This window comes from Mesorhizobium sp. WSM4312, assembly GCF_002294875.1.
Lineage (GTDB): Bacteria > Pseudomonadota > Alphaproteobacteria > Rhizobiales > Rhizobiaceae > Mesorhizobium.
This window is the reverse complement of the sequence record NZ_NSFU01000011.1, coordinates 39272-64799: the sequence shown is the minus strand read 5'-3', so window position 1 is coordinate 64799 and position 25528 is coordinate 39272. Positions and strand designations below refer to the sequence as shown.

Below are 25528 nucleotides of genomic sequence, written 5' to 3'. Positions count from 1 at the left end.
GACTTGGCCCTTGGGCCGTTTGGGAATGGATTGATGTTCGAACGCGTTCTATCGTTTCTCAGGGATTTGCCGGCCGGCGCCGGGGCGCATACCAGCACGGACGATCCGCGCGTCGCCGCCTCGGCGCTGCTCTACCATGTGATGAATGCCGACGGCGTGCGCCAGGATGTCGAATGGGAGCGGTTCAAGGCCGTGCTCTCCGAGAGCTACTCGATCAGCGGCGCCGAACTCGAAGCGCTCGCCGCTGCCGGCGAGCGGGCCGACAATGAGGCGATCGACCTCTATGCCTTCACCAGCGTGCTCAAGCGCCATCTCGACGCGGACGGGCGCAAGGCCTTCATCGGCCTGATGTGGGAGATCGTATATGCCGATGGCGAGTTGCACGAACTCGAGGACAATACGGTGTGGCGCGTCGCCGAACTGATTGGCGTCGAACGCCACGACCGGGTCGAGGCGCGCCGCAAGGCGGCGGCGCAGGCGCCGGGCGCGCGCGGAATTTCGAGCGACGAATAGACGGGAACTCGCCTGACGATGCCGCGCGCAACGAGCTCGAAGCCAAAAATCCTGATCCTGCTGCACCAGGAGAATTCGAGCCCCGGACGCGTCGGCCATATGCTCATCGAAGAGGGTTTCGAGCTCGATATCCGTCGGCCGCCGCTCGGCGACGCCTTGCCGGAGACGCTGGACGGCCATGCCGGCACGGTGGTGTTCGGCGGACCGATGAGCGCCAATGACGAGGATGAGTTCGTTCGCCGCGAGACCAACTGGCTGGAAATCCCGCTCAGGGAAAACCGGCCGTGCCTCGGCATCTGCCTTGGTGCGCAGATGCTGGTCAACCATCTCGGCGGCAAGGTCGAGGGCCACGGCGAAGGGCTGGTCGAGATCGGCTGGTATCCGATCAAGGCGACCGAGGCCGGCAGGAACCTCATGCACTGGCCGGAAATGGTCTACCAGTTCCACCGCGAGGGCTTTTCCCTGCCCAGCGACGCAACGCTGCTGGCGACGGCCGAGACCTACCCCAACCAGGCGTTTCGCTATGGCGACAATGCCTGGGGCATCCAGTTCCATGGCGAACTGACCCGGGTGATGATGCAGCGCTGGGTGGTGCGCGGCGCGCATCGCTTCGAATTGCCGGGCGCGCAGCCCGGCCGCGATCACCTCGGCGGCCGGCTGATCTGGGACATGCATCTGAAGCGCTGGCTGGACGAATTCCTGCGCATGGTGTTCGGCAGGCCGGCGGTGCGATAGCTCCGTCCGTTTCGCAATTCCGGGCGGACTGTTATTCTAGGGTTCGAGCACCGGCCGCATGAAGCTGCGCTCATAGCTCAAAATGCTGCGATTGCGTTTTTCCGCTTCAAACACATCCTGGCATTCCGGGTCGGCCGCCATCCGCATGCGATAGTCCTCGTAGTCGGCAAGGCTCGGAAAGCTGAACATGGCATAGGCGATATTGTTGGCTCCTTCGCTTGGGAGGAAATAGCCATGATGGTTTCCGCCGAGGCGATTGACCAGACCGATCCAGCGGCGGCCATATTCTTCAAACTCGGCAAGCTTGTAAGGGTCGATGACATATTTCAGGTAGCACGTGATCATGGGATTTCCTGTGACAGGGTGAGGTATCTTGCCGGCCATCGGCGAGCGTCAGTTGCGCCCGTCGAGGTGGCGAACCTTGCGCAATTGCGGGAACAGATAGGCCCACAGGCCGGCGACCGCGATGGCGCCGACGCCGCCGATCACCACCGCAGGGACGGTGCCGATCAGCGCCGCCATGGTGCCGGCACGGAATTCGCCGACCTCGTTGGAGGCGCCGACGAAGACCTGGTTGACGGCGTTGACGCGGCCGCGCACCTCGTCCGGCGTCCACAGCTGGATCAGCGTCTCCCTGATATAGACGCTGAACATGTCGGTGGCGCCGAGGAGGGCCAATGCGACGATCGACAGCCAGGTGAGGGTGGACAGTCCAAACAGCACGGTGGAGGCGCCGAATGCAGCGACGAAGCCGAGCATGATCACGCCGGCATGGTTGCGGATCGGATGCCCGGCGAGCCACACCGCCACGCAGATGGCGCCGATGCCCGGCGCCGAACGCAGCAGCCCGAGGCCCCACGGGCCGAGCTGCAGGATGTCGCGCGCATAGACCGGCAGCAATGCCGAGGCGCCGGAGAGAAGCACGGCGAACAGGTCGAGCGAGATGGCGCCAAGCACGATCTTCTCGCTCCAGATGTAGCGGAAGCCGGCAAACAGCGTCGCCATGGAGGGCTTGTCGGTGGCGGTCCGCTGGGCGGGCCTGGGAATGGTGAAAATCAAAAGGGCGGCAGCCAGCATCAGGATGGCGGCGCTGGCGTATGCGACCTCCGGAGAAACGCCGTAGAGCAGGCCGCCGGCAACCGGTCCAACGATGGTCGCCGTCTGCCAGGCGGACGAGTTCCAGGCAATCGCGTTGCCGAAATCCTCCGGCGGCACCAGATTGGCGAACAGCGAGGACGAGGCCGGGCCGTAAAAGGCCCGTGCCGTGCCGAACATCGCGAGCACGGCGAAGATCGGCAGCGGGCTGGCGAGACCGCGCAGCGTCAGGACCAGCAGAATGAGGGCGCATGTGCCCTCGATCACCGTCGACAGCGCCATGATCAGCCGGCGTCCGAAGCGGTCGGCGACGACGCCGGTGACCAGCACCAGAAGCAGGGACGGCAGGAACTGGACGATGCCGACAATGCCGAGGTCGAAAGGATCGCGGGTCAAATCATAGACCTGCCAGCCGACGGCGACGGAGACGATCATGGTCGCGAAAGTGGTGAGAAAGCGCGCCGTCCAGTAGCTGAGGAAGGCTTTGTGCCGGAAGGCAGCGTAACGCTGCTCAGGTGAAGTTTGCAGGGATGTCATGAATAAAGGCCCCGTTGCGATGGCATTGGAGCGACGTCCAATTGGACGCACAAAGTTCGCTCCAACACTGTTTGGTTTCGCATCGTGCTTTGCGAAAATCGGAAATGCACTTTCGGGCCGATGCGATGCCGGCGGGGCACTTCCCGGATGGGCGCTGGTCCGACCAATGGAACGTCTAGCAAAGTTCGATGCGCGATGTGTGCGAAAATCGGCACTGGATCAAGGGATTTTCAGCCCGTTGCGTCCATCGCACAAGGAAGTTACCGCCGAAGTGCCGCCGAAATGGCGTCGAGCCCGCCTCGCAACTCGACCTCCGTCGGCCAGCCGAAGCCGACGCGGAAGAAGCGCTTTTCCATTTCGAACCAGTGGCCAGGCCCGACATAGGTGCCATGGTTTTCCAGCAGGTTCACATAGAACCGGTCGAGATCGAAGCCGGGTTCGACATTGAGGCGCGGGAAGCCGACGACACCGCCTTCGGGCCGCACCCAGTCGACCAGCGGCTCGCGGTCGATCCAGGCCTGGACGATGTCTCGACGCTTCGCCATTTCGGGCAGCAGCACTCCCAGGAAGGCGTCCCGGCGTTCGAGCATGCCGCGCGCAATGCCTTCGTCGATGACGCTGCCGCAGATGCCGATCTGTTCCTTGGCGGCAAGGAACGTCTCCTGTAGCGCTGGATCCCTGGTGATCAGCCAGCCGATGCGGATGCCTGGAATGCCGAAGGCCTTCGACAGCGACGCGACGCTGATTGCCTTCGGGCTCAGCGAGGCTGCCGACGGCAGGCGCCGGCCATAGGAAAGATCGCGATAGGTCTCGTCGACCAGCAAATGGCAGTTGCGGCTTTCCGCGAGGGCTACCAGCGCGTCGAGATCGGCCCGGCCCATCATCGTGCCGGTCGGGTTGTGCGGGCAGGTAACGCTGATCAGCCTGGTGTTCGGCCGCATCGCCGCCTTGATGGCCTCGACGTCGATGGCAAAGCCGTTCTCGAAGGCGAGATCGACAAAGCTGATGGCGCAGCCGATCGCGCGTGGGGTTTCGATGTTGGTGGCGTAGTTGGGCCGGATGACGACCAGATGGTCGTTCGCCGACAGCAGCGACGTCGAGATGATGAACAGCGCGCCGGCGGCACCGGCGGTGACCAGCACATCGCCAGGCGAGATGCCGGCATCCTGCGCCGCGATCAGCGCACGCAAGTCCTTGTCGCCGCGATGCTCGCCATAGAACAGCGTGAGGTCAGGCAGCGACAGGCCGATGTCGGAGAGCTTCTGGTCGGCGATCGAGCTCTCGGACAGGTTGAAGCAGATGCGGTCGTAGCCGTACTCCTCCGGCGCCTCTTTCTCGATCACCATCCTGGTGTAGTTCATGGCTTCCCCCACATGACCTTTGTCCGGTCTATCCAAGCCACAAAAGCAGGAAGCCTGCCAAGGCGGTTTCGCCGGCAGGCTTCTGTTCCAGTCGTCCTAAATATTGGCTCAGGCCTGAATGCTCAGGCCGAAACCTTCGCCCTGCGGCCCTTGGCCTTGACAGGCGCCACCTCGACCTTGCGGCCGAGTCCGATGGACTTCGCCAGTTGCGAGCGCGAGGCCGCATAGTTGGGAGCAACCATCGGATAGTCCGAGGGCAGGCCCCATTTGGCGCGGTAGGCGTCCGGCGTCAGGCCAAAATGCACGCCGAGATGGCGCTTCAGCGATTTGAACTTCTTGCCGTCTTCGAGGCAGATGATGAAATCCGGCGTTACCGACTTCTTCGGGTTGACCGCGGGAACCAGGGGAGCCGCCACCGGCACCGCCGGCTTGCTGAGCCCGCCGATCGAGGTGGCGACGCTGGCGATGAGGTCGGCCAGGCCGGAGGCGGGCAGGCGGTTCTTCTCAACGTAGGCGGATACGATGTGGGCGGTCAGCTCGAGAAGGTCGATGCGAGCGTCGTTGCTATCGTCGGTCAATGTTTCCTCCGTCTATGGTGCACGGCCTCGAAAATGGGGATCGTTTTCGAAAGGACGAGGCACAAATCAAAAAATGCTGAAGGGTCTTCAAGCGTATCCAGTGGAGCGCGCGGGTTAGTGCGCGAAATTCCTAGTCGGCAAATCTGCGCAACGCAATGATTAAGCGCGGCGTCACACGTTATTTTGAACAACTATACTAAACAGTAATAATATCAGACAATCAGCGCCTTGTCTCGCCACAGACGAAATCCGCCTTCGAAGGCGCGTGTGTTGTCACCGCGCCTGGCCTCGGCCGGTAACGCGTCGAGCTTATCGACATTGCCGCCGCCAATGATGACATAATCTGGCTGCAGGGCGGCGCGCAGACGGGTGACGACGTCGACGACGTATTTGCGCCACTTCTTCTTGCCGTACTTTTCCAGGCCGCGCTCGCCGACATAGTCCTCGAAACTTCGGCCTTTCCTGTAGGGAAGATGGGCGAGCTCCATCGGCTGGCCGACATTGTCGAAGACCATCGCCGCACCGAGGCCGGTTCCCAGCCCGAGGAACAGCATGCGCCCGCCTTCATAGCTGCCGATAGCCTGCATCAACGCATCGTTGACCACCTTGACCGGCTTGCCGAACTGCGCGTCGAAATCGAAGCCGGCCCAACCCTTGCCGAGATTCTTGGGATCGAGCACCGGCTTGTTGTGACGCACCGGGCCGGGATAGCCCATCGAGATGACGTCGTAGGACAGGCCCTCGGCGAGCTTCTTCACCTTGTCGATCATCTGCTGCGGCGTCAGGTCCGGGCCGGAATCGTCCCGGCGCTCGGCGCCGCCGGCGCTGGTCAGGATCTTGACGTGCGAGCCGCCAATGTCGATCGAAAGCACGATCTGCCCGGCGTCCGATGCCGTCTGCTTCACCGCCTTGGCCATCGTCTCTCCTCCGCTCATGCCACCGGGTCGATCCAGCCGTTGGGAGGCCCGAAGCCGGCCATGGCGTCGGCCGGCCCCCATGTCTTCGGCTCATAGAGATGCGGCGGCGTGGTGTCGCCGAGCACCGGCCCGACAATGCGCCAGGCAAGCTCGGCCGCGTCCTGGCGGGTGAAGAGCTGGCCATTGCCGTTCATGGCGTCGCCGATCAGGCGCTCGTAAGGCGGCATGTCGGCCTTGCTGTCGTCGAGCGCCGTGAGTTCCACCTGTTCGCCGACCATGTCGTCGCCGGGTGCCTTGCGCTGCGCGCCGATGGCGATCACCACTTGCGGGTCGATGCGGAAACGCACGTAGTTCTGGTCGGCGGGCTTGATCGGGTCGAAGACGTCGAGCGGAGGGCGCTTCAGCCGCACCACCACTTCCGTGACATGCACGGGCATGTTCTTGCCGGCGCGGATGAAGAAAGGCACATCCTGCCAGCGCCAGGTGTCGACGAAGAAGCGCACCGCCGCGAAGGTCTCGACCGGCGAATTCGGCTTCACGCCGGGCTCGGCGAGATAGCCGGTGAACTGGCCGCGCACGACATCGTCTTTTGTCAGTGTCCGTATCGCCCTGAGAACCTGCACCTTCTCGTCGATCAGGTCGTCGGCCGAGCGGCCGACCGGCGGCTCCATGGCCAGCAGCAAGAGGATGTTGAGCAGATGGTTCTCGATGACATCCCTGATGCAGCCGACATCGTCATAGAAGCGGCCGCGGCCCTCGACGCCGAAGTCCTCGGCCATGGTGATCTGTACGCTCTCGACGAAATTGCGGTTCCAGATCGGCTCGAGAAAGGAATTGGCGAAGCGGAAATAAAGCAGGTTCTGGATCGCTTCCTTGCCGAGATAGTGGTCGATGCGGAAGATCGACTGCTCGTCGAACACCAGATGCAGCACGCGGTTCAGCCAGCGCGCCGACTGCAGATCATGGCCGAACGGCTTTTCCACCATCAGCCGCGCGCCACGCGCGGTGCCCGACTGCTCCAATCCTTGCACGACAGTCTCGAACATGGTCGGCGGCACCGCCATGTAGTGGAGCGGCCGCTGGGCGGTGCCAAGCGCGGTCTTCAGCTTCTCGAAGGTGGCCGGATCGCGGTAGTCGCCGCTGACATAGCGCAGCAGCGAGGCGAATTTGGCGAACACCTTCTCGTCGATCTTGCCGATGGCGTTGACGATGCCGTCGCGGGCGCGGGCCTGCAACTGCTTGATGTCCCAGGCGTCGAAGGCGACGCCGATCACCGGTTCGGTGAGCGTGCCCTTGGCGACCATCTGGTAAAGGGCCGGAAATATCTTCTTGTGGGCGAGGTCGCCGGTGGCGCCGAAGAGCACCAGCGTGTCGGACCGTTCCTGGCTCATGCGTGCGTCTCCCCAGGCCGCGTCACTTGCCGGCCTTCGGCTTTTCGACATGGCCGCCGAAGGCATAGCGCATGGCGGACAACAGCTTGTCGGCGAATTCGGATTCGCCTTGCGAGGAGAAGCGGTCGAACAGCGCCGAGGACAGCACCGGCGCCGGCACGCCGGTGTCGATCGCGGCCTTCAGCGTCCAGCGTCCTTCGCCCGAATCCGAAACCCGGCCGCCGAACTGCGCCAGGCCCGGGTCGCCCTTCAGCGCGCCGGCGGTGAGATCGAGCAGCCAGGAGCCGATGACGCTGCCATGCCGCCAGACCTCGGCCACCTGCGGAAGATCGATGTCGAACTGGTAGTATTGCGGGTTTTCCAGCGGGCTGGTCTCGGCGTCGGCCGTGCGTTGCCGCTTGCCGGCATTGGCCGACTTCAAGATGTTCATGCCTTCGGCATAGGCGGCCATGACGCCATACTCGATGCCGTTGTGCACCATCTTGACGAAGTGGCCGGCGCCGCTCGGCCCGCAATGCAGGTAACCGAAGGGCGCGGTGCCGGCGGCCTTGTCGGGAGCCGGCGCGCCGGCATCGGCGCCGGGCGCCAGCGTGGCGAAGATCGAATCGAGGTGCTGCACCGCAACGTCGGGACCGCCGATCATCAGGCAGTAGCCGCGCTCGAGGCCCCAGACACCGCCGCTGGTGCCGACATCGACAAGATGGATGCCCTTGGTGGCCAGTTTCGCCGCCTGGTCGACGGCGTCGTGATAGTAGGAATTGCCGCCGTCGATGACGATGTCGCCGGGCTCCATCAGGACCGAGACCTGATCGATGATTTTGCCGGTGATCGCCGCCGGCAGCATCAGCCAGACACAGCGCGGCTTGGCGAGCTTGCCGACGAATTCCGTCAGCGATGCCGCGCCCAGCGCACCGTCGCTCACCAGGGCGGCGACGCTTGCCGGGTTGATGTCGTAGACGACGCATTCATGGCCGTCGCGCATCAGGCGCCGCACCATGTTGGCGCCCATCCGGCCCAGTCCCATCATTCCGATCTGCATGGTTTCGTCCTGTTTCCTAGAGATTTTCTGGGTTTGTCGAGGAAGGATCTAGCCGCTATCCCGCTCGCCTGATGTGACGGAGAAGTCGACATTCTCCCAATCGCCGGTTCCGGGCCAGAAAAAAGTGAAGATCAGCGTGCTTCCGCCGCGGAGGCTGGCGGTGGGAAGATCGGCAAGATGGATGCCGAAGGCATTTTCCGCCGTCTGGCTGTCATGGGCGGTTGCCCAATTGTCGCTGCTCCAGTGTACCGTGGCCGTGGCCAGCAATTCGATGCGCAGCGTCTTGCCCTCGGGCAGCGTGCGGATCTTGTTGTTGAAGCGCCAGGTCCTGAACGGCGATGTGGTCTTGCCCTGGATGTAGCGCTTTACGCCTTGCGGCGGCATGTCGAAGACAACGCCGTCGCGCAGCGAGCGCAGCAGCTTGATATGCTCGGAATGCGCCCAGACCAGCGGCATGGCGCTGCCCGAGGGGCGGCCGTGCAGCAGTTCGCGCTCGGGCAGGTCGGCGCTGTCCCAGACCTGCTCCGGCAACAGGCCGCCGGGCTCGGCCGAACCTTCCAATGCCGCCAGAAGATTGGCTGCCTTGTCCTTGCGCCCCGCCGCCAGTTCATAATGGGCGCGTTCGCCGGCCAGAAGCGGCCATGGCCGGCCCTGGCCGGTGCCGTCGAAAGGGGCGCCGTCCTGGTGTTCGCCATAGCCGTCGCCATTGTAGCGATACCAGAGCGGGCCTTGCGGCAGCGCGCAGCGTAACTGCGCGTCGATGACCTTGACCGTATCGACGATGCGCGGGTCATCAGCCGACCTCAGGCCGAAGCGCACCAGGGCCAGCGCGTCCGGGCTGACGATTTCCTGCGCCGGGCGGTTTGTGTCACCGGGCGGCCGGTTCTTGATCGGTACATAGCCGTCCTTCGGCGAGGCGGCCTCGGCGCTGTCGGGCGGCGCGATGCGGACATAATAGCCTTTGACGCCGGCCGCCTTGCCGATGGCCGTGTCGGTGGCATAGGTCCAGCGTTCGACCTGGTCGTTCCAGCCATCCGATGTCTCGCGCAGATAGATTGCTTCGTCCTTCTTGCCGCAGGCATCGAGCAGGTCTGCAGCGGCAAGCAGCGCCGCGATCTCCACCGCCAGCGTGAACGGGCTGTAGCCGGCATCCTCTTCCCAGCGATCCTCGCCGGTGACCGGTCCATTGCGCACGACATAGGTCGCGGCGCGCTCGATCATCGGCAGGAAAGCGGCAAGCCTGGCGCGGGGCAGGTGTCCCGCGCGATGCAGGGCGTCGGCCAGAAGCAGCGGGAAGGCGCATTCGTCCATCTGGATGCCGGGCCAATAGGCCGACCCGTCGAGCCAGGCATTTTGCGGCCAATGTCCGTCCGGCTGCTGGATGGAGCGCAGATACTCGAGGATCTGCAGCGCCGAGCCGGCATCGCCGGCGGCGAGAAAGCCGCCCGCCGTCTCGACCAGATCGCGCGGCCAGACCAGATGGTAGCCGCCGAGATCGTCGTCGCCCTTGTTGAAGCCCCAGGGGATGGACAGGCTGGCGACCACCGCGCCCGGCATGGCGGTGGAGCGGTGCGTCGCCAGAACCGCGGTCGAGGCGCGATAGGTGTTGATGCCGGATGCCGCGTGCCGGTCCAGCGGCAGCAGTCCCGCCTGCCATTTGCGCCAATTCTGGACATAGGCCTTGGCCGTGGGCTCAAAGCCCCTCTTCAGGCTGGCGAAGGCATTTTCGGCGGCCTCGTCCGCTGTCGCGCCGAAACCCAGCGCCAGCACGGCTTTTGTCTTGGTCGGCGAAAAGCCGATCTCGCCGGTCAGTGCGACATTGCCGTTTTCGGCGCGCTGGCAAGCCGGATCGAGGATGCCGGTATGATTGAGTTGCTGCCAGCCGTCGGAGAAGCCGACATAGCCGGCTGAACAATCCCGCCAGGGCAGCGACGTGGCCAGCGCCAGGCAAGAGCCGCGGCCCGAGGCGAACAGCACTGGCTTTCCCTTGTGGTCGCCGACCCAGGCGGTGTTGCCCATGCCGGCATTGACCAGATGCGGCGCCAGAAGCGCGTAGACGCGGTAATCGTCGGGCGCACCTTTAAGCGCCGTGAAGGTGATTTCCTGCAGCAGCACGGGCCGCGCCGGGTCGCAGAGGATGCGCTTCTCGATGCGGTAGGCGCCGTCGCCGGCGGTGTTGACCAGCCGGTAGGCGGGCACGCCGGCCTCGAAGGGCTCGATTTCATGCGCGGCATCGCGCTTCTCTTCCGAGAAATAGCCGCCGGGACCGGTGACGATCAGGCCGAGATCGCGCGTGCAGGCGCTGTCGAGCCGTGGATAGTAGACTTCGTTGAGGATGCCGTGGCTGATGGTGAACCAGATGTGGCCGGCCGGCGAAAGCGACGTCCCGACGCCGCTCTTGGCGCTCGACGTCCAGCGCGCCGGAATGCCCGGCGCGCCCGGGGGAACGATCGGCGTCACTGCCATCTCTGTTAGCCTCCTGTGCGCATGGCTTACCCATCCACCGACGCCATTTCAATTGGCGCACCGCAAGTTGATCGGCAGGCTTTGCGGATTGCAGTTGACAGGCCGCTATGCCATCTTCATTTGTCTGACAATCGATAAAAAACAGGAACGCAGGCGCGACTTTCCACCTAAAATCCGCACGACCAGCAACTCTTGGGAGGAGTACGAACATGAAGAAACTGTTAGCTCTGAGCGCTCTTGCCGCGATGCTCGCATCGGGCACGGCACTTGCCGATACCAGCGGCAAGAAGATCGCATTCTCCAACAATTACGCCGGCAATTCGTGGCGGCAGGCGATGCTCGACAGCTACGGCATCGTCACCAAGAAGGCAGTCGCCGACAAGATCGTCGGCGCGGCCGACATCTTCACCACCGCCGACAAGGAAGTGCCGACGCAGGCGGCCCAGGTGCAGAACCTGATCCTGCAGGGCTATGACGCCATCGTCATCAACGCCGCCTCGCCGGACGCGCTCAACGGCGCCATCAAGCAGGCATGCGACGCCGGCATCACGGTGGTCTCCTTCGACGGCACCGTGACCGAGCCCTGCGCTTATCGCGTCGTCGTCGACTTCAAGGACATGGGCAAGCAGGAAGTCGAGCAGATGGCCAAGTTCCAGCCCAAGGGCGGGAACCTTCTGGAAATCCGTGGTCTGGCCGGCACCTCGATCGACGATGCCATCCATGCCGGCATCCTCGAAGGCGTCGCCGCGCATCCCGAGTTCAAGATCGTCGGCTCGGTGACCGGCGACTGGGATCAGACGACGGCGCAGAAAGCGGTCGCGACCATCCTGCCCTCATTGCCCGATATCGTGGGCATCGTCGACCAGGGTGGTGACGGCTATGGCGCCGCACAGGCTTTCGCCGCCGCCGGCAAGCCGCGCCCGACCATCATCATGGGCAACCGGCAGGACGAGCTGAAGTGGTGGAAGGAACAGAAGGACAAGGACGGCTACAAGACCTGGTCGGCTTCGATCGCGCCCGGCGTGTCGTCGCTCGCCTTCTGGGTGGCGCAGCAGGTGCTCGATGGCCGCAAGGACATTCCGCACGACCTGCTGGTGCCGTATCTGGCCTTCACCCAGGACGACTTCGAGGCAGCCCTGCCGAAGATCAAGGAAGGCGGCGTCGCCACCCACGAATACACGCAGGAAGACGCCCTCGCGGCGATCAAGGCCAATATCAAGTGAATGTCGCGCTTGCGTTGCCCTTCGTACCATCGCGCGGATATATCTAGGCATGCCCGGAGGGAACGCTGACATCATCAGACTGAACGGCGCCGAAAAACATTTCGGCGCCGTTCGCGCGCTGGGCGGGGTGGACTTCCACGTCCGGCCCGGCGAATGCGTCGGCCTGGTCGGCCACAATGGCGCCGGCAAATCGACGCTGATGCACATGGTCGCGGGCACGCTCACGCCCGACAGCGGCCAGATCGGCGTGCATGGGGGCATCGAGGACAACTACGCGGTGTCGCGGGCGCAAAAGCTCGGCATACGCTGCGTGTTCCAGGAACTGTCGCTGTGCCCCAATCTCAGCGTCGCCGAAAACACGCGCATCAACCATGCCTCGCTCTCGGGCCTCGGCTGGCGGCGCAAGGCGGCCGCGCTGATCACCGCCAAGCTTGACGAGATCTTTCCCGATCACGGCATCTCGGCCTGGGATATTGTCGGCGACCTGTCGATCGGCCGGCGCCAGATGGTCGAGGTGGCGCGCGCCTTCACGGTGACGCAGGACAGGCTCGACCTCGTCATCCTCGACGAGCCAACATCATCGCTGGACGCGCACACGGCTGGCCAATTGCTGGCCTTCGTGCGCCGCTTCATCGCCGGCGGCAAGAGCTGCATCCTGATCTCGCATGTTCTGGGCGAGGTGCTCAGGAATGCCGACCGCATCGTGGTGATGCGCGACGGCAAGGTGGTGGTCGCCGACGCGGCGAATGCCTTCGACCGCGACCGGCTGGTGACCGCGATGGGCGGGGCGGAAGCGCGCCAGAAGATCGCCGCAGAGATTGCCGCGGCCAAGCCGGCTGACGGTCCGTTGCGGGTGCGGGCGCGTCCCGCCGCGCAGAAGGACGGCGCCGACCTTGTCGCCCGCGCCGGCGAGATCATCGGCCTTGCCGGGCTGGCGGGACATGGCCAGACCGACCTGTTGCTGGCGATCTTCGCGGCCGCCTTCCGCGCCAGGACCGGCATCGAAGTAACCGCGCCGGTGGCGCTGGTCGCCGGCGACCGCCAGTCGGACGGGATCTTCCCGCAATGGTCGATCGCCGAGAACATAGGCATCCGCTCGCTGGCGCGCTTGCGCAACGGGCTGCTGATCTCGCCGCGGCGCGAGGCCGAGTTGGCCCAGTTCTGGCAGAAGAAGATCGGCATCCGCACGCCCGACATGAACAACAACATCTTCTCGCTTTCGGGCGGCAACCAGCAGAAGGCGCTGTTTGCCCGCGCGCTCGGCTCGGATGCCCAGATCGTGCTGATGGACGATCCGATGCGCGGCGTCGATATCGGCACCAAGCTGGAAGTCTACGACCTCGTGCGCGAGGAGGCTGGCCGCGGCCGCACCTTCCTCTGGTACACCACGGAAACCGAGGAACTCGACAATTGCGACCATGTCTATGTCTTCAAGAACGGCCGCATCGTCGCCAATCTGGGTCGCGACGAATTGACCGAGGAGAAGATCATCCAGTCCTCCTTCGGCGATGCGGCCTGAGATGACCGCCGCCAGCCTCGACGCCACTGCCAGGAGTTCCGCCGAGCGTGGCGCGCTGGCCCGTGCCCGCCTGCTGCGCGGGCTGCTGCCGGCGCTGTCGCTGGCATTGGTGCTGCTCGCCATCGCCTGGCTCAACCCACGCGCCATCAGCTATTTCGGCTTCAGCCTGATGCTGAACCTGGCGATCCCGATCGCGCTGGCGACGATCGCGCAGATGTTCGTCATTTCAGGCAATGAGCTCGACCTGTCGATCGGCACCTTCGTCGGTTTCGTCGGCTGCGTCACCGCGACCTGGCTGAAGGACGCGCCGCTCATCGGCGTCGCCATCCTGGTTGGCTCGATCGGCGTCTATGCGCTGCTCGGCGCGCTGATCCGCCTGCGCAATCTGCCGTCGATCGTGGTGACGCTCGGCATGAGTTTCGTCTGGCAGGGGCTCGCCATCCTCGTCCTGCCCAAGCCCGGCGGCAAGGCGCCGGACTGGCTGCTGGCGATCATGTCGTTCAAGCCGCCCTTCGTCCCGTTCCCGATCATCGCGGCGCTGCTGATAGGCCTCATCGTCCATTTCGGCCTGATGCGCACCTCCTATGGCGTAATCCTGCGCGGCTCCGGCGGCAATGCGGCCGCGCTCAAGCGCGCCGGCTGGTCGCTGCTCAAAACCAAGATCGTGCTGTTCGCGCTGGCAGGCGTGTTCGGTATGCTGTCGGGCATGGCGCTGATCGGCATCACTACCTCGGCCGATGCCAATATCGGCAATGGCTATACGCTGCTGTCGATCGCCGGCGTCATCCTCGGCGGCGGTGAATTCGTCGGCGGCCGGGTGTCGCCGATCGGCGCGGTGATCGGCGCGCTGACACTGGCGCTGGCCGCCTCGCCGCTGCTCACCTTCATGCACATTCCGCCGGACTGGCAGGTGGCCGCCAACGGCGCCATCCTGATCATCGTGCTGGCGGCGCGGGTGCTGATCAGCCGCAGGGAGAGGTAAGCGATGATCCTGGTTAGATCGCTGGCCGGCAAGCCCTGGGTATGGTCGTTCCTCGGCGCGCTTGTCGTGTGGCTGGCGACGATCGCCTTCACCGGCGGCTACGGCGCCGGCGGCATGGTCACGGCGGCGTTGTCGCTCGCGGTGTTCACGGTCATCGTCGGCGTCGGCCAGATGTTCGTCATCACGCTTGGGCCCGGCAATGTCGACCTGTCGCTGCCGGCCAATATCGGCCTCGCCAGCGCGGTCGCCATGAAAGTGATGGCCGGCAGCGATTCCATGATCGTTGTAGGCCTCCTGGCGGCGCTCGCCTGCGGCGCGGCGATCGGCGCGGTCAACTATCTGCTGATCTGGGCGCTGCGCATTCCGCCGATCATCGCCACCTTGTCGGCGAGCTTCATCATCCAGTCGATCGACATCAGCTATGGGCGTGGGCTGCAGATCAAGCCGCCGCCCGGCTTTGCCGATTTCACCAACTGGCAGATCCTGGGCATTCCGGTGCTGGCGGTGCTGACCGTGCTGTTCACCATCGGCGCGGCCATCGCCCTGCAGCGCATGATCTATGGCCGCTCGGTGCTGGCGATCGGCCAGAACATCCGCGCCGCATGGCTCGCCGGCGTCAATGTCGGCCGCATCCGCTTCCTCACCTACACGCTGTCGGGCGCGCTCGGCGGCATCGACGGCGCGCTGCTCGCCGGCTATTTCCGCGGCGCCAATGTCGATATCGGCAATGAATATCTGCTCGCCTCGATCGCCGTCGTCGTCATCGGCGGCACGTCGGTGGCCGGCGGCAAGGCCAATGTGCCCGGCGTGTGGGGCGCGGCGCTGTTTCTGGTGCTGCTCTTGACCATGCTCAACACATTCGGGGTCAGCGCGGGCGTTCGCCTGCTTTTGACGGGGCTGATCATCGTCGGGGTGATTACGGCGGCAGGCGGGGAAAAGGCGGTGCGGTGATCGCCGTTCCCGAGCGTCCGGCGAGCATCGCCGCGAGCTTCTGGGGCAGTCCGTCGCGCCGCCAAACGTTGGGCCAGCCCAACAGCGGGTTCCCATTCGCGGCGCGGCCTAGTAAACCCTTCCGCGATTTCAGTCGGTCCCGGGAGGGCTCTGCTTGTCCAATTCTGTCAGCGTCGTGAACGACAATGGCGTCGCCATCGTCACCATCGACAATCCGCCGGTCAATGCACTGAGTTTCCATGTCCGCGAGCCGCTGATGCAGGCGCTTGTCGACTTGCGCGATGACGCTTCGGTCACGGCCATCGTGATTGCCTGCGCCGGGCGGACCTTTGTCGCCGGCGCCGACATCACCGAATTCGGCAAGCCGGTGCAGCAGCCTGATCTGCGCGCCACCGTTGCGATGCTGGAAACCATCGCCAAACCGACGGTCGCCGCCATCCACGGCACCGCGCTCGGCGGCGGGCTGGAACTGGCGCTCGGCTGTCATTTCCGCGTTGCCGATGCCGGCGCCAAACTCGGCCTGCCCGAAGTGAAGCTCGGCCTCTTGCCGGGCGGCGGCGGCACGGTGCGGCTGCCGCGCCTGGTCGGCGCGGTGAAGGCGCTGAAGATGATTGTCTCGGGTTCGCCGGTGGGTGCCGACGAGGCGCATGAAGCCGGGCTCGTTGACGCTGTCTTCGAAGGCGACCTCACCACGCATGCCGTGAACTTCGCCCGGGAAATCGCCCGCAAGGGTGGTCCGTTCACGCCGGTGCGCGATCGCAATGACCGGCTTGGGGAAACCGATCTGGCGGCTTTCGACGCCGAGGCGGCGGACCTCGCCAGGAAAGCGCGCGGGCTGGAAGCGCCGGTCGCCTGCGCGCAAGCCGTGCGCAACGCCCTCACGCTGCCCTTCGACGAGGCGCTGGCGGCGGAGCGCGCGCTGTTCGCGAAACTGGTCGCCAGCGACCAGTCGCGGGCGCAACGGCACCTGTTCTTCGCCGAACGCGAGGCGGCGAAGCTTCCCGGCAAGGGCACGCCCAAGCGCAGGATTGCCCGCGTCGGCGTCATCGGCGCCGGCACCATGGGCGGCGGCATCGCCATGGCCTTCGCCAATGGCGGTTTTTCGGTCACCTTGCTGGAAACCGCCGTGGAAGCGCTGCAGCGCGGGCTGGGCATGATCGAGAAGAACTATGCCGTCTCCGTTTCGCGTGGTTCCCTGACCGAAGACGCCAAGCGTCAGCGGCTCGCCCAGTTCGAGGGCTCGACCGACTATGCCGATCTCGCCGATTGCGACCTGGTCATCGAGGCGGTGTTCGAGGACATGGCGGTGAAGAAGCAGGTTTTCGGCAAGCTGGATGCTATCGCCAAGCCGGGCGCCATCCTCGCTACAAACACCTCCTATCTCGACATCAATGAAATCGCCGGCTCGATCTCGCGGCCGCAGGATGTGCTCGGCCTGCATTTCTTCTCGCCGGCCAATGTCATGAAGCTCTTGGAGATCGTGCGGGCCGACAAGACCGCGCCGGATGCGCTGGCGACGGTGGTCGATCTCGCGCGGCGGATCGGCAAGGTGGCGGTCGTCGTCGGCGTCTGCCACGGCTTCGTCGGCAACCGCATGCTGGCCGCACGCGGTTCGGAATCGGAAGCGCTGCTGCTGGAGGGCGCGACACCCAGCCAGATCGACAAGGTCTTCACCGATTTCGGCTGGCCGATAGGCCCGTTCCAGATGGGCGATCTCGCCGGCCTCGACATTGGCTGGCGCAACCGCAAGGCGCGCGGCCTGACGGCCGTTATCGCCGACACGCTGTGCGAACTGGGACGTTTCGGCCAGAAGACTGGTCGGGGTTTCTATCTCTACGAAGCCGGCGCAAGGGCAGGCGTTCCAGATCCGGAGGTCGAGGCGCTGATCCGCGACAAGGCTGCTGAGAAGGGCATTGCGCCGCGCGCGATCAGCGCGGAAGAAATCATCGAGCGCACGCTCTATCCCCTGGTCAACGAGGGAGCGAAAATCCTCGAAGAGAAGATCGCGGCCCGTGCCTCCGACATCGATGTCGTCTGGGCCAATGGCTACGGTTTTCCCATCGGCAAGGGCGGCCCGATGTTCTGGGCCGGTCTCGAAGGGCCGGCAAAGATCGTCGAACGGCTCGACCAGTGGCACAAGCGGACCGGCAAGGACGTGTTCAAGCCGGCTCCGCTGCTGAAGCGGATGGCCGAGACCGGCTCCTGGGAGGCCGAGGCGTAAACCTCGTCGAGCCGCGCGGTGTTGCCGCGCCATTCCCTCACACGTGCTTGCGGCCGCCGGTCTCGCGGAACCAGTTGTCGGGGTAGGGATACCACCAGTCCTGGATCGCCGGTCTGTGGTCGATGATGACCATCTTCGAGCGACGGAAGGCATCGAGCCCCTGCCGTCCCAGTTCGCGGCCGAGGCCTGACGCCTTCCAGCCGCCGAAGGGCAGGGCGTCATTGTCGATCAGCGGGTTGTTGACCCAGACCATGCCGGCCTCGAGCCGTTCGGCCGCCTCATGCGCTTCGGCGAGGTCGGTGGTGAACACCGAGGCGCCGAGCCCGAACGGGCTGTCATTCGCAAGCCGTATCGACTCGTCGAAATCCTTCACGCGGCAGATGGCGGCGACCGGCCCAAAACACTCTTCGCGCACGATCGCCATGCCAGGGGTGACGCCGGTCAGGATCGTCGGCTCGTAGAACCAGCCGGTGTCGTGCGACGGCGGGATGCGCCCGCCGGTGACGGCCTCGGCGCCATGGGCAATGGCGTCATCGACAAGACGCATGACCTTGGCTCGAGCCGCTTCGCTGACCAGGGGGCCGATCTCGGCCTTGTCCATGCCGTTGCCGATGCGCAGCGCGCGTGTCCTTTCGGCAAACAACTCGACGAAGCGGTCATGCACGGCATCGACGACGAAGAAGCGCTCGGCCGAAGTGCAGACCTGGCCTGTGAGGTGGAAGGCGGCGGTGACGCTGCCGGCCGCGGCGACCTCCAGCGGCGCGTGTTCGCTGATGATCAGCGGGTCGCTGCCGCCGGCCTCGATGACGCAAGGCTTCATGCGTTCGGCGCAGGCGACGGCCACCGCCTTGCCGGCGGCGACCGAGCCGGTGAAGGCAACCGCATGGGTGCGGTCGGACGTGATCAGCGCCTGGGCCGTGCCCGCGCCGCCTGGCAGGCAGGAGACCAGGCCTGCCGGGAGCGAGCGGAACACGCTCATGTAGTCCAGCGTCGACAGCGTCGTCGCCTCGGCCGGCTTGACGATGCAGGCATTGCCCGCGGCAAGCGAAGCGGCCACCGTCCAGCACATCAACAGGATCGGAAAATTGTAGGGCATGATGTGGACGGAGACGCCATAAGGCTCGTAGCGCGCATATTGGAACGAGCCGGCCTGCGTCGTGCCGGCGATCTTGCCGGCGTCGTCGCGCGCCATCTCGGCATAGTAGCGGAAGATCGGCGCGCAATTGGCGATCTCGCCGATGGCTTCCGGATAGGGCTTGCCCATCTCGCGCACCATCAGCTCGGCGCAGCGGGTGAAATCGGCGGCCTCGATGGCGTTGGCTACGGCATGCAGGTGCTTCGCCCGGCTCTTGGCATCGAGCCTTTTCCAGGCGGCCTGCGCCCCGGTCGCGGCGGCGAGCGCGGCATCGATCTCGCCATCGCTGGCCGCGGCGATGGCGCCGACCGTTTCCAGCGTGGCCGGATCGATCACCGGTTTGTTTGCACCCGCCATCGGCAGGTAGTCCGGATTGACGAAGAAGGTCGGCCGGTCAGCGGAGAAATGCATCTTGTCCTCCTCCACGTATGGAGCCTTTTTGAGAATTCGCCCTGCCGAGGCAGATGGCGTGGCTTTCGAGAACCGGAGCGCAGCGGACATTTAGGTCCGTGAGCACCGGAAGCGCAGAAAGCCGCGTCAGGTGTCCGGCAGGGTAGAATTGTCGGAAAGGCTCAGCGGATCATGTAGACCTTCTTGATCGTCTCATGGACGGTGCAGACGCCCTTCCAGTCCTGTGGGAAGAAAGCCGCCGTGTCCGGCTCGATTTCGATCACCTCGCCCGATTCGTGCACATAGGTGCAGCGGCCTTCGAGGAAATGGCAGAACTCGTCGCGGGTGACGTGGCAGTGCCATTTGCCCGGCGTGCAGACCCACAACCCGCATTCGGAGCGGCCCTCCGGTCCCTTGTGGAGCAGCTTGCCCGAGGTGTGGGACTGGCCCTCGATCATTGTCGGGATGACGCCCCAGTCGACCAGGTCGGTGACGGCGAGCGGCGATTGCATGATGGGCGTGGTCATATGGATTTCCTTGAAATGATGCTCACCGGCACATGAAGGCCTTGGTCAGCGTTTGCGTGACGATGGAAATACCGGTCCAGCCGGCCGGAAAGAACACCAGTGTGCCGGCCTCGACCGGAATCTGTTCGCCGTGCTCGTGGACATAGCTGCCGTGACCAGACAGGAAGTGGCAGAACTCGTCGGTGGCGAAGGTGACCTTGCGGGTGCCCGGCGTGCACGACCACAGGCCGCATTCGCTCGACCCGTCCGGATTCTGCGACAGGATCTTGCCGGAGGCGCGCGGCGCGCCGGCAAGCGTGTTGCTGCCCGCACCCCAATCCTCCAGTTCCACGCTCGAGGCCTGTGGCCAGTGCGGTGTCGACATGTCTTGCTCCCTGTGTCGCGGCGTCAGGCCAGCATGTAGACGTTGCGCATGGTCTCGTGCACCGTGCATTCGCCCGTCCAGCCGGCGGGGAACATGACCACGGTCCCGGCCGAGACTTCTATCACTTCGCCGACATGCGAGCGGTAGGTCGCGCGGCCGACGACGAAATGGCACAATTCATCGCGCGGGATCGAGAGCCGCCAGCGGCCCGGCGTGCAGACCCAGATGCCGGATTCCGGCTGGTTGTTCGGGCCCTTGTGCAGCAGCCTGCCGGTGGAATGCGACGCGCCTTCCAATGCATCGGGCTGGGCGCCCCAGTCGACGAGATCGGTGCGGGTGGATGCCTGGTGAAGATGCGGAGCGGAGGAGGTCACAGCAACGCCTCCAGCAAACCGGCAGCCTTCTCAGGCCCGCTCTGCGCGTGCATCTGTGCCGATGTCCTCGCCAGCTCCGCCTTCATCTGGGGATCGGTGAGGCAGGCCTCGATCTTCGCGACCAGATCGGTATCGCTCCAGTCGTAGCGCGGCATGCCGAAGCCATGGCCGGTTTCCTCGACGCGGGTGGCGTTGTCGTGACCATCCCAGACATAGGGCATGATGATCGCCGGCTTGCCGAAATAGAGGCACTCGGTGAACGAGTTGTTGCCGCCATGGTGGATGACGGCATCGACCTGCGGGATCACCGAAGGCTGCGGGAACCAGCTCTCGACGATGACGTTGCCGGGCACGTCCGTATACTGATCCTTGTAGCCGCCGACATTGACCAGCGCGCGGTAGCGGGTCTTGCCCAGCGTGGCGATGATGCGCTTCAAGAGCTCGACATCGCCGGCGCCGAGGCTGCCGAAGGAGACATAGAGCAGCGGCCCGTCATTGTTCTTCGCGAAGGTGGGCACCGCATAGGGCTTCTCCTGCCGCACGCAGCCTTCGAGATACTGGAATTTCACCGGGTCGAGCGGATGGCGGCGCTTGAACTTCGCCGCCTCGGGATAGAGCAGCAAATTGAGATAGGGCGAGGCCTCGAAGAACTGGCCGATCGGGTAAGGCGCCTCGTTGTTGGCCTTCAGGAAGGCATTGAAGTCGTCATGGATCGGCTTGATCACCGCGTTGAAGTGGTCGCGGTAGCGCTGGTGGCCGGCATGGTCATTCTCGCCGCAGCCCGACAGATGCGGCGGGATGTCCTCGTCCTCGATCTCGTTTTCCGAGCAGGAGATGACGCGCACCCATGGCTTGCCGAACTGTTTTATGGCTGGGAACAGGATGACATTGTCGACGCAGATGACATCGGGCTTAATGGCGGCCAGCACGCCCGGCAGATCCTTCTGCGCCCATTTGGCGCTGTCGACGATCGCCGTCCAGCAATCCTTGACGTAATTGTCGACCTGGTCGTAGGGCGATTTGCGGAAATTCGGGATGTGGCCGTTGATGAAATCCTCCCAGAATTTCGCCATCTGCTCGGGCGGCATCGGCTCGGACAGGTTCACCGGATGCGCCTCGAAACCGTAGCCCCGATAGACCTCGACGAAGCCGGGATCGGACAGGAACACGGCCTTGTGGCCGCGCGCCTCGACGGCCTGGGCGATGCCGACGGAATTGAGCGCCGGGCCGTAGGCGGCTTCCGGGAAAAAGGCGATCGTCTTCTGCGCCATCAAGCTTCTCCTATTCTGCGAAAATTCTGACATCAGCGGCATCCCAGCCGAGTTCGACCTGGTCGCCCGACGACACCGGCCGGCGGTCGGCTGCGTCCGCGGTGACGCGCACGAGGAACGGCTTTGGCGACAGCGGTGTGCGGATATGCAGCTGCAGATCGAGGCCGTGATAGGCCAGCGCCTCGACCGTGCCGATGGTGCGGTTGGCGGTCTCGATCGATGGGAATAGCTGGATGCGTTCCGGCCGCACCGAAGCTACGGCCGAAGCACCGGGCGTGAGCGTTGCGGGAACCTTACCGCTAAAGCGCGCGCCGTTCTCGGCCACCACGCCATCGGCTGAGGTCCAGCCCGGGATGAAATTCATCACGCCGATGAAGTCGGCGACGAAACGGTCGGCCGGATGCTCGTAGACCGTGTGCGGGGTGTCGCATTGCAACAGTTTGCCATCCTTGAGCACCGCCATGCGATCGGCCATGACGAGCGATTCTTCCTGGTCGTGGGTGACGATGACGAAGGTGATGCCGACCTCGTGCTGCAGGCGTTTCAATTCCAGTTGCATGGCGCCGCGCAGTTTCTTGTCGAGCGCGCCGAGCGGCTCGTCGAGCAGCAGCAGCCTTGGCCGCTTCACCAGGGCGCGGGCCAGCGCGACGCGCTGCTTCTGGCCGCCTGACAATTGCTCCGGCCTGCGGTCGGCGAAGGGGACGAGCTCGGTGGTCCCCAGGATGGCGTCGACGCGGGAACGGATTTCGTTAGCCGGCAAGCGCTCCATCTCCAGCCCATAGGAGACATTGGCGCGCACGCTCATATGCGGGAACAGCGCGTAGGACTGGAACATCAGGTTGACCGGCCGCTTGTTGGGCGGGGTCCTGGCGATGTCCTTGCCGTCGAGCAGGATGCGCCCGTCGCTCGGGGTCTCGAAACCGGCCAGCATGCGCAAGAGCGTGGTCTTGCCGCAGCCGGAGGGCCCAAGCAGCGCGAAGAACTCGTTCTCCCGGATATCGAGCGAGATGCCGTCAACGGCGGTGACCCGGCCGAAATTCTTCGACACATGATCGATGGCCAACAGGGTGCGCGGTTCGCTCATTGGCCGATCATTCCCCTGTTAAGCCGCTGCGACAGGGTCAGCGCGGTGATGCTTACGGCCATGACGATGGTCGCCAGCGCGTTGATCTCAGGTGTGATGCCGAAGCGGATCATGGCGTAGATCTGCATCGGCAGCGTGGTCGAGGCACGGCCGGCGCCAGCGGTGAAGAAGGCGATGATGAACTCGTCGACCGACAGCGTGAAGGCGAGCAGCGCGCCGGCGATCACGGCAGGCGCGATGACCGGCAAGGTCACGCGCCGAAAGGTGGTGAGCGCGGAGGCGCCGAGATCGGCGGAGGCCTCGACGATCGACCAGTCGAAGCTCTTCAGCCTTGCGCGCACCACCGAGCAGACGAAGGCGAGGTTGAAGACGACATGAGCGAGGATGATTGTGTGCAGGCCCATGGTCAAATTGAGCATGGAGAAGAACGACAGCAGCGCGATCGCCAGCACGATGTCGGGAATGATCATCGGCGCGAAGATCAGGGCTTCCAGCCCCTTGCCATACTGCCGGCGCATCTCGACGCCGATCGCCAGCAGCGTGCCGAGCAAGGTGGCGATGGCGGTGGAGACCAGCGCCACGATCAGCGTGTTGAGGGCGGCCGACAGGATCGCGGAATTGTTGGCCAGCGAGGCGTACCATTTCAGCGAGAAGCCGGACCAGGCCGTCGGCAGCCCGCCTTCGTTGAAGGAGAGTGCCACCAGCACGGCGATCGGGATATAGAGGAAGGCGAAGACCAGGCTCAGCACGAGCCAGAGCGTGCGGCGCGTCGCAGGGGAGCGCTCAGCCATCCGCGCCTCCCCCGGCCTGCGCCGCCCGCCCCGAGGCACGATCGGCGGCGAGCGCCTGCGCCATCAGGACCAGCAGCATGATGGCGATCAGCGCCATCGCCAAGGCGGCGCCGAAGGGCCAGTCATTGGCGGTGAGGAACTGGTCGTAGACGAGATTGCCGATCATCTGGAAACGACCGCCGCCAAGCAGCGCCGGGGTGACGAAATTGCCGATCGACAACACGAAGACGAAGACGGCGCCGGCGGCGATGCCGGGCACGGTCAGCGGCAGGATGACACGGCGGAATGTGGTGGCGGCCGAGGCGCCGAGATCGCGCGAGGCTTCGGCGAGTTCGGGGTTGAGCCGCGACAGTGGCGCGTAGCAGGCGAGGATGACGAAGGGCAGATAGTTGTAGACGAGGCCGGCGATGACCGCGCCTTCGGTATAGAGCATTGATGGCGGTTCGCCGGTATAGCCGAGCCAGCGCAGGAGCTGCGTGATCAGGCCTTCGCGGTTGAGCAGCACGATCCAGGCATAGGTGCGGATCAAATAGTTCGACCAGAACGGCAGCACGGCAAAGAACAGGAACACAGGCTGCCAGCGGCGTGGGGCAGCGGAGATGGCGTAGGCGGCGGCATAGCCGATCACCACCGCGATCAGCGTGGCGGTGCTGGCGATGCGCGCTGATTTCAGGAAAATGCCGGCATAGAGCGGGTCGAAGACCAGCCCGAAATTCTCCAGCGTGAAGGTGTAGTCGATGCCGCCATAAATGCCGCGGCGGAAGAAGGCGAGCGCCAGCACCAGCGCGCACGGCACCACCATCAGCGCGGTCAACCAGACCAGCGCCGGGGCCATCAGCAGGGAGGAGCGAGAGGGGACGGAACGCAAGCTTGCTTCCAAGACGCTGCTGGAATGCCGCCTACTGCGCGGCCTTGATCTCGCTGACGATCTTGGAATAGTCGCGCTGGGCTTCGCCGACGTCACGCAGCTGCTCGAACTTGACGAGATCAGCCACCGGCATCGCCATGTTGGGGAATTTGGCCAGGAAATCGGCCGGCAGGCTTTCCATCGCCGGCTTGTTCGGCACCTTGTAGTCGATGTTCTGCGCCGCCCAGGCGTGGTTCTTGGCGTCGAGCATGAAGTTGATGAACTTGAAGGCGTCGTCCTTGTGCTCGGAAGCCTTCATCACCACCATCGTGTCGACCCAGAGGTCCGAACCTTCCTTCGGAATGACGTATTTGATCTCCGGCTTCTCGGCGATGCCGTAATTGCACCAGCCGTCCCAGGCCTGCACCATCAGCGCCTCGCCCGAAACCAGCTTGGAATAGAAGGTGGTGTCGTCATAGGCGAGCAAGGTCTTCTTTGCCGAGATCAAGAGGTCCTTGACCTCGGCCATCTTGGTCGGATCGGTCTCGTTGACTGAAAAGCCCTTGTCGAGCTGGCCGGCCGCCAGCAGCCAGCGATCGGTCGCCAGCATGGTGGTCTTGCCCTTCAGCGCGTCTGAAGGCGCGAGCAGATCGCTCCAGCTCGTCGGCGCCGTCTTGACCAGGTCCGAGCGGTAGCAGAGGCCGGTCGTGCCCCAGGTGTAGGGCACGGAGAAGGAGTTGCCGACATCGTGCGGCAGCTTGGTCGCTTCCGGGTAGAGGTTGGCGAGATTGGGGATCTTGGCGTGGTCCATCGGCTCGATCAGGCCGAGCTTGTTCAGCACCTCGGCAAAGGGCGAGGAGACGAAGACCACGTCATAGCCCTTGCCGCCGGCGGCGATCAGCTTGCCCATGATCTCTTCATTGGTGGCGTGCACCACCACTTCGCCGGAGACGCCGGTGGCGGTCTTGAAGGCGGCCATGGCATCGGGCGCCATGTAGCCGTCCCAGTTGGAGATGACGAGGTCGGCGGCGATTGCCGGCGCCGACAGCGCCATGGCAAGGCCGAGAGCGATTGAAGAGACCTTGAGCGCACGGCGTCGTGGGCTGGTAGCGGTCATGGCAGACTCCCATTCCGGTTGATCGTCGAATTCTGTGCTGGACCGGGCGCGACCCATGCCGCTGCTTTCGATCCTGTTCCCTCGGTCTTTTTATCGCCGA

Annotated in this window: 24 protein-coding genes; 7 read left to right on the top strand and 17 right to left on the bottom strand. The window is 64.7% G+C overall.

Translation table 11 applies throughout. From position 1 onward, the window contains the following. The first annotated feature begins 33 nt into the window (after positions 1–33). Together CK228_RS19580 and CK228_RS19575 are read left to right on the top strand one after the other, a co-directional pair. The gene (locus CK228_RS19580; protein ID WP_095774746.1) at positions 34–513 is read left to right on the top strand and encodes a TerB family tellurite resistance protein; all 480 of its coding nucleotides are present in this window, start codon (positions 34–36) and stop codon (positions 511–513) included. Positions 514–531: 18 nt separating this feature from the next. Beyond that, entirely contained in the window at positions 532–1248 is a 717-nt protein-coding gene (locus CK228_RS19575) for a glutamine amidotransferase (protein WP_095774745.1), read from the top strand. 36 nt (positions 1249–1284) lie between these two features. On the opposite strand, the gene CK228_RS19570 is transcribed toward CK228_RS19575, so the two are convergent. The 8 genes from CK228_RS19570 to CK228_RS19535 all read right to left on the bottom strand — a co-directional run bounded on the left by CK228_RS19570 (position 1285) and on the right by CK228_RS19535 (position 10632). Further along, positions 1285–1593, bottom strand: coding sequence for an NIPSNAP family protein (locus CK228_RS19570; protein WP_095774744.1), 309 nt, complete (start codon positions 1591–1593; stop codon positions 1285–1287). Between the two features lie 48 nt (positions 1594–1641). Further along, positions 1642–2880, bottom strand: a complete 1239-nt coding sequence (locus CK228_RS19565) for an MFS transporter (RefSeq protein ID WP_095788902.1) — start codon at positions 2878–2880, stop codon at positions 1642–1644. Positions 2881–3140: 260 nt separating this feature from the next. Then, entirely contained in the window at positions 3141–4241 is a 1101-nt protein-coding gene (locus tag CK228_RS19560) for an aminotransferase class I/II-fold pyridoxal phosphate-dependent enzyme (protein WP_095788901.1), read from the bottom strand. A gap of 122 nt (positions 4242–4363) precedes the next feature. Next, entirely contained in the window at positions 4364–4819 is a 456-nt protein-coding gene (locus tag CK228_RS19555; RefSeq protein ID WP_095774741.1) for a MucR family transcriptional regulator, read from the bottom strand. Between the two features lie 212 nt (positions 4820–5031). Next, positions 5032–5736 carry an ROK family protein gene (locus tag CK228_RS19550; RefSeq protein WP_095788900.1) on the bottom strand — a complete coding sequence of 235 codons (705 nt, stop codon included), beginning with the start codon at positions 5734–5736 and terminating at the stop codon, positions 5032–5034. 14 nt (positions 5737–5750) lie between these two features. Then, positions 5751–7127, bottom strand: a complete 1377-nt coding sequence (zwf, locus tag CK228_RS19545; RefSeq protein WP_095774739.1) for a glucose-6-phosphate dehydrogenase — start codon at positions 7125–7127, stop codon at positions 5751–5753. A 22-nt stretch (positions 7128–7149) separates the two neighbouring features. Further along, on the bottom strand, positions 7150–8166 hold the full coding sequence (gnd, locus tag CK228_RS19540) for a phosphogluconate dehydrogenase (NAD(+)-dependent, decarboxylating) (RefSeq protein ID WP_095788899.1): 1017 nt from the start codon (positions 8164–8166) through the stop codon (positions 7150–7152). Between the two features lie 48 nt (positions 8167–8214). Next, positions 8215–10632 carry a glucan 1,4-alpha-glucosidase gene (locus CK228_RS19535; RefSeq protein WP_095788898.1) on the bottom strand — a complete coding sequence of 806 codons (2418 nt, stop codon included), beginning with the start codon at positions 10630–10632 and terminating at the stop codon, positions 8215–8217. A 209-nt stretch (positions 10633–10841) separates the two neighbouring features. Here CK228_RS19535 and CK228_RS19530 point away from each other — a divergent pair, with 209 nt between their 5' ends. From CK228_RS19530 to CK228_RS19510, 5 genes are all read left to right on the top strand, one after another. Continuing rightward, on the top strand, positions 10842–11855 hold the full coding sequence (locus CK228_RS19530) for an ABC transporter substrate-binding protein (protein WP_095774873.1): 1014 nt from the start codon (positions 10842–10844) through the stop codon (positions 11853–11855). 49 nt (positions 11856–11904) lie between these two features. After that, positions 11905–13374 carry a sugar ABC transporter ATP-binding protein gene (locus CK228_RS19525; RefSeq protein WP_095788897.1) on the top strand — a complete coding sequence of 490 codons (1470 nt, stop codon included), beginning with the start codon at positions 11905–11907 and terminating at the stop codon, positions 13372–13374. A gap of 1 nt (position 13375) precedes the next feature. Then, the gene (locus CK228_RS19520) at positions 13376–14356 is read left to right on the top strand and encodes an ABC transporter permease (protein ID WP_179295977.1); all 981 of its coding nucleotides are present in this window, start codon (positions 13376–13378) and stop codon (positions 14354–14356) included. 3 nt (positions 14357–14359) lie between these two features. Continuing rightward, a complete protein-coding gene (locus tag CK228_RS19515; RefSeq protein ID WP_095788895.1) occupies positions 14360–15307 on the top strand; it encodes an ABC transporter permease in 948 nt (315 codons plus the stop codon). Between the two features lie 154 nt (positions 15308–15461). Next, positions 15462–17528: a 3-hydroxyacyl-CoA dehydrogenase NAD-binding domain-containing protein gene (locus tag CK228_RS19510; protein ID WP_095788894.1), complete on the top strand. Its 2067-nt coding sequence runs from the start codon at positions 15462–15464 to the stop codon at positions 17526–17528. A 37-nt stretch (positions 17529–17565) separates the two neighbouring features. Here the strand turns inward: CK228_RS19510 and CK228_RS19505 are convergent, their stop codons facing one another. The 9 genes from CK228_RS19505 to CK228_RS19465 all read right to left on the bottom strand — a co-directional run bounded on the left by CK228_RS19505 (position 17566) and on the right by CK228_RS19465 (position 25428). Continuing rightward, positions 17566–19074 (bottom strand): aldehyde dehydrogenase family protein, encoded by a 1509-nt coding sequence (locus CK228_RS19505; RefSeq protein WP_095789038.1) that lies wholly within the window; start codon positions 19072–19074, stop codon positions 17566–17568. Positions 19075–19235: 161 nt separating this feature from the next. Next, positions 19236–19580 (bottom strand): cupin domain-containing protein, encoded by a 345-nt coding sequence (locus CK228_RS19500; RefSeq protein ID WP_095788893.1) that lies wholly within the window; start codon positions 19578–19580, stop codon positions 19236–19238. A 22-nt stretch (positions 19581–19602) separates the two neighbouring features. Next, a complete protein-coding gene (locus CK228_RS19495; protein ID WP_095774731.1) occupies positions 19603–19944 on the bottom strand; it encodes a cupin domain-containing protein in 342 nt (113 codons plus the stop codon). A gap of 23 nt (positions 19945–19967) precedes the next feature. Next, on the bottom strand, positions 19968–20318 hold the full coding sequence (locus tag CK228_RS19490) for a cupin domain-containing protein (RefSeq protein ID WP_095788892.1): 351 nt from the start codon (positions 20316–20318) through the stop codon (positions 19968–19970). Further along, a complete protein-coding gene (locus tag CK228_RS19485) occupies positions 20315–21589 on the bottom strand; it encodes a glycosyltransferase (RefSeq protein ID WP_095774729.1) in 1275 nt (424 codons plus the stop codon). Before CK228_RS19485 ends, CK228_RS19490 begins: the two co-directional genes overlap by 4 nt. Positions 21590–21599: 10 nt before the next feature. Beyond that, on the bottom strand, positions 21600–22673 hold the full coding sequence (locus CK228_RS19480) for an ABC transporter ATP-binding protein (protein WP_095788891.1): 1074 nt from the start codon (positions 22671–22673) through the stop codon (positions 21600–21602). Next, positions 22670–23464 (bottom strand): ABC transporter permease, encoded by a 795-nt coding sequence (locus tag CK228_RS19475; protein ID WP_095788890.1) that lies wholly within the window; start codon positions 23462–23464, stop codon positions 22670–22672. The genes CK228_RS19480 and CK228_RS19475 overlap by 4 nt, the downstream gene beginning before the upstream one ends. Further along, positions 23457–24299 (bottom strand): ABC transporter permease, encoded by an 843-nt coding sequence (locus CK228_RS19470; protein WP_095788889.1) that lies wholly within the window; start codon positions 24297–24299, stop codon positions 23457–23459. Before CK228_RS19470 ends, CK228_RS19475 begins: the two co-directional genes overlap by 8 nt. Positions 24300–24363: 64 nt before the next feature. Further along, positions 24364–25428, bottom strand: coding sequence for a spermidine/putrescine ABC transporter substrate-binding protein (locus tag CK228_RS19465; protein ID WP_095788888.1), 1065 nt, complete (start codon positions 25426–25428; stop codon positions 24364–24366). Positions 25429–25528 lie beyond the last annotated feature (100 nt).